The organism is Corynebacterium sp. HMSC074H12 (assembly GCF_001813755.1).
GTDB classification, from domain to species: domain Bacteria; phylum Actinomycetota; class Actinomycetes; order Mycobacteriales; family Mycobacteriaceae; genus Corynebacterium; species Corynebacterium hiratae.
This window is the reverse complement of record NZ_KV813888.1, coordinates 1-1852: the sequence shown is the minus strand read 5'-3', so window position 1 is coordinate 1852 and position 1852 is coordinate 1. Positions and strand designations below refer to the sequence as shown.

At 47.2% G+C, this 1852-nt stretch carries 1 protein-coding gene; it reads right to left on the bottom strand.

Annotation, left to right across the window (positions count from 1 at the left end):
* Positions 1-638: 638 nt before the first annotated feature.
* Positions 639-1733, bottom strand: coding sequence for a hypothetical protein (locus HMPREF2932_RS02935; RefSeq protein ID WP_141756277.1), 1095 nt, complete (start codon positions 1731-1733; stop codon positions 639-641).
* Positions 1734-1852 lie beyond the last annotated feature (119 nt).

Genomic DNA, 1852 nt, shown 5'->3' with positions numbered 1-1852 from the left:
TCTCCGGCGCCGAGATCATCACACTCGAAGGACCGAACATGCGCCTCACCACCAACACATAACCACCAACAACGCCTGAGTAAGACACCGCTACCGGATACTCACTCAGGCGCTACCAGATACTCACCACACCGCTACCATTTCAGTCTTCTGAACAAAAGGAAACGACATCCCGCTATCAATACAGTGCTGGTGGCCGACGATTTACGGGAGCGCTAAAGACTTAAAACGTCAGGCATGTAGTCCCTTAAATGACGAGGTTATGGGGTTCAGGAACCCGTGTGATTGCTTGTCCTCAGGGCTATGAACGCAGACTTAGAAGTGCACTCATGAAGGTCACCAATGATTCCAGATCGAGGAGGAGTACAAGCTGATTTGAAAGACCTGCCCCCCTTAGCCGCCGCATTCATTCACGTGTTCTAAAACGCTGGTCGCAAATAAACCATTCCAATAGACGGCCACCGACACTGCCAATAGACTAATTCACTCGACCAGACGGACTACTAAGGCTCGCGCATGGGTACGTCGAAGTTCGCGCTCGTGCGCACTGCATCCAAGATTCATGTCATAGGCACCAGCGCACACGTCTATTCCTACTGTTAATTCTCGGGCTTTCGAAGATATCCTTCACTATAAATTTACACACCTACTACTTCGTAAATTTTTGCACCTATTAAATTTGCAAACCCGATACCAAAAGCTGACGCCATCGAAAATATAGCTACTACAAATGTCCGATCTTTATCATCACCTTTGTCATACTGAAACTGCCAAGCCATAATAGTTGCGAGCGTCCGGGCGGTATGAATTAAGCAGAATACCGCCATCAAGGCTAATGAAAAGACAATCATTGATTGTAAGAGCACAGCACTGCTAACTAAGAGAATCCCGCCGAACACCCCCAAAGCAACTGCCAGCAAGAGTAAGGCGAAATTTGAAGCCCTACCTCCTTTCTTGAAGCGAGAGTTCTTCTGGATAACATAATTGATCGCAATTTCTATAAATACAGAGCACAATAGCAACCAACTAAGCTTACTTCCCTTGGACGCCAGTATGTACGGCACTAGAACGGAACCGGTTGTGATAATTGCGAATGTAACAAAGACTTTTAGACAAGAAATCCATACATCTGTTGCCAATGAAAATCTGACGGGAAATGAAGCTCGGCGTACAACGTCGACCCCTTGATTTTGCTTCAATACGTGCGTCGCGGCGATACAAATAAAATATCCAAAACTCCCAAGCAACGAAGCAAAGGTTCGAATCGAGACATCAAAAAGCAGAACGCATGATACGGTGGCTGTCCCAAGTAGAACGACAGTCAACGTAGCTGTTCGTAATGCAATTTTGAAACTAACTAGCTCCTCTTTTTGCAGGTAGCGTGGAGGAAGAGCACCTCTCAGAGGCGAAACAAACCTTCCAAGCAAAAAGATTCCAACCAAAGCGCCCATCAATGGGATTTGACCAGGGATTATTCCAAGAACAACATATGCGACCACCTGAAAAATCTGCACACAGCCGAGAACCCTAGCTTCGCCCACGACATCTCCGAGACGTGCAAGCGGCAACGACAGAATTGTCCCAATAACAATGCCCGTGCCCACCGCATGCAAAGCACCTTGACCATCAAGACCAGATTCTACTGTCAGGTAACCTACAGAAGCTGCAAGAAATGAAGTCACGTATGCATCCACAAGAACACTCACTCTGATTACAGTTGCAGGAGAGAGCATTTTCCTTAAGAGCACCTCAAGACACCTCCAACTGGACTTCTACGAATGACCACTCAATGCTCGTGACATTAGAAAACGGGCCTGGCCCCCGGAAAGTAGACACGTCGGGGGTTAGCTAT

What these genes read in the sequence shown, in the direction of transcription:
- HMPREF2932_RS02935 (WP_141756277.1), bottom strand. Translation starts at nt 1,733, where the DNA reads ATGCTCTCTCCTGCAACTGTAATCAGAGTGAGTGTTCTTGTGGATGCA.